At 73.4% G+C, this 3,106-nt stretch carries 1 protein-coding gene; it reads right to left on the bottom strand.

The window, feature by feature from the left end; translation table 11 throughout:
• A partial coding sequence (locus tag ACWDRW_RS40225; protein WP_451733532.1) for an amino acid adenylation domain-containing protein occupies nucleotides 1-3,106 on the bottom strand: 3,106 nt, incomplete at both ends.

The raw sequence follows: 3,106 nt of genomic DNA, 5'->3' as shown, positions 1-3,106 counted from the left end.
AAGGTGGGGTTGCCGCTCACGTCGGTACGCAGGACGAGCGTGTTGACGAAGAAGCCGACCAGGTCCTCCAGGGCCTCGTCCGTCCGGCCCGCGACCGGGGAACCGACCGGGATGTCGGTCCCGGCGCCGGAACGGGACAGCAGGGCCGCGGTCGCCGCCTGCGCGACCATGAACAGGGTCGTGCCGCTCTCGCGGGCCAGCTTGGTGAGCGAGCCGTGCAGGCCCGCGGGGCAGCGAACGGTCAGGGACGCGCCCCGGTACGAGGCGGTCGTGGGCCGTGCCCGGTCGGCGGGGAGCGTGACCTCTTCCGGCAGTCCGTCCAAGGCCCGCCGCCAGTAGTCGAGTTGGCGTTCCTCGTCGGCGGCGAGCAGCGCCTGCTGCCACAGCGCGTAGTCGGCGTACTGGACGGGCAGCGGCTCCCACCCGGGGGCGGCCCCCGTGACGCGGGCGGTGTAGGCGGCGGCGAGGTCCCGCATCAGCGGGGTGCTGGACCAGCCGTCGGAGGCGATGTGGTGGATGACGAGCAACAGCACATGCTCGTCGTCGGCGACCCGCAGCAGGTCGGCGCGCACAGGCAGGTCACGCGCGAGTTCGAAGGTCGTGGTGGACAGGTCGCGCAGTACGGAGGGCAGCGCGTCGCGGGTCGCCGGGATCAGCGCCATCGCGGGCCGTGCGTCGCCGGCCGGGAGCACCCGCTGGTAGGGCGTGCCCTCGTCGGCCGGGAACACCGTGCGCAGCGCGTCGTGCCGGGCGACGACGTCACCCAGGGCGAGGTGCAGCGCGTCGGCGTCGAGGGCCCCGGTCAGCCGCACGGCCAGCGGGATGTTGTACGTGGCGGAGGGGCCCTCCATCTGGTCCAGGAACCACAGCCGCCGCTGGGCCGCCGACAGCGGCACCAGCTCGGGCCGTCCTCCCGCTGTCAGCGCGGGCCGCCGGGGCGCGCCGGCGGAGTCGGCACCGGATTCGGCCCCGGTCTCCGCCATGAACCGCGCGAGACCGGCGACGGTCGGGTGCCGGAACATGTCCCGCACCGACACCTGCGCGCCCAGCGTCCGCCGGATGCGACTGACGAGCCGGGTGGCGAGCAGGGAGTGCCCGCCCAGGCGGAAGAAGTCGTCGTCGATGGAGACCGCGGGCAGCCCGAGCGCGTCCGCGAACAGCCCGCACAGCACCTCTTCCACCGGTGTACGGCCCTGACGGCCGCCCGGCCCGGTGCCCAGCCTCGGCTCGGGCAGGGCGCGGCGGTCGAGCTTGCCGTTGGCGGTGAGCGGGAGCAGATCCAGCTCGACGAAGGCAGCGGGGACCATGTACTCGGGGAGACGCTCGGCGCAGTGGGCGTGCAGAGCGTTGGCGTCGGTGTCCCCGACGACGTAGGCGACGAGTCGCTTGTCGCCGGGCCGGTCCTCGCGGACGATCACGGCGGCCTGTGACACGGCCTCGTGGGCGACGAGCGCCGTCTCGATCTCCCCGAGCTCGATCCGGAAGCCCCGCAGCTTCACCTGCTGGTCGGCCCGGCCCTCGAAGACGACCTCCCCGTGCTCGTTCCAGCGGGCCAGGTCACCCGTGCGGTACATCCGCTCCCCGGCCGGGCCGAACGGGTCGGCGACGAACCGCTCGGCGGACAGCGCCGCGCGCCCGACATACCCCCGGGCGAGGTGACTGCCGGCCACGTACAGCTCGCCCACGACTCCGGGCACCACCGGCCGCAGGCCCTCGTCGAGGACGTACATGCGCGTGTTCGCCATCGGGACGCCCAGGTGGAGGCGCTCGACGGTCCGCTGCCCGGGCCGGAATGCCTGGTAGCTGCAGAAGACGGTCGACTCCGTGGGGCCGTAGGCGTGCACGACCGTCGTCTCCGGGCAGACTTCCAGCACCCGCCGCAGCGCGGACGCCGACAGCACGTCACCGCCCGTCCAGATCTCGCTCAGGCCCGCGAGCGCCCCGATCGCCTCCGAGGCCATGGCGTCGAACAGTGCCGTGGTGAAGTAGGCCGCGGTGATGCCGTGGCGGGTCAACGCGTCGCCGAGTTCGGCCACGTCCACCTTGGTCACCGGAAGGACGACGGCGGTGCCTCCGCTGAGCAGCGGGACCCACAGTTCGTAGGTCGAGGAGTCGAACGCCAGCGGGGAGTAGGCCAGCACCCGGCGGTGCCGCTCCCCCCACCACGGGTCCAGTGCCAACTCCACGACGTTGCGGTGGGTGTTGGCCACGCCCTTCGGCGTACCGCTCGACCCCGAGGTGTACATCACGTACGCCAACTGGCCAGCATGGACCGGCACTTCCAGCGGCGTCCCTTCCGCGTCGGCATCCGGCGGGGCCAGCATCGTCAGGCCCTCGCCCAGGGTCGCCGCCGTCCGGTCGGTGACCAGGACCCGGGCGCCGGTGTCGGCGAGGACGAACGCCAGGCGGTCGGCGGGCTGCCGGGCGTCCAGCGGGACGTACGCTCCGCCCGCCTTGAGGACGGCCAGGGCCGCGACGACGTACTCGACCGACCGGTCCAGGAACAACCCCACGGCCGCACCCGGGACGACACCCTCGTCGGCGAGGCGGTGCGCGAAGGCGTCCGAGGCACGGTCGAGTTGGCCGTACGACAGCTCACGCTCCCCGCACACCAGCGCCACCGCGTCCGGCGTGCGCGCGGCCTGAGCCCTGAACAGTTCGTGCAGAGGGCCCCCGGGCAGGGCGACAGCCGTGTCGTTGTAGTCGTCGAGCAGGGCGCGACGCTGGGCCCGGGTGAGCAGCTCGATGTCGGCGATCGCGATGTCCGGGTCGGCGATCACGGCGTCCAGGACCCGCGTCAGCCGGTCGGCGGCCGTCTCGATGGTGGCGGGGTCGTACAGGTCGGTGGCGTACTCGAGGACGATGTCGAGTCCGTTCGGGTGACCCGACCGGTCGCGGCGCTCGGCGAAGTTGACCGTCAGGTCGAACTTGGCCCTTCCCAGGTCGGGTTGGGTGGTCCGGGCGCGAACGCCGGGCAGCGCCGGGGCGGGTTCGGCCGCCTCGGCCAGCGTGAGCATGACCTGGAAGAGGGGGTGGCGGGCGGCGGACCGCTCGGGGTTCAGGGCCTCCACGAGCCGGTCGAAGGGCAGGTCCTGGTGAGCCCAGG

It is taken from the genome of Streptomyces sp. NPDC003635 (assembly GCF_053587635.1).
Note: the sequence above shows the minus strand (reverse complement) of the source record. Positions and strands in the feature narration are given on the sequence as shown.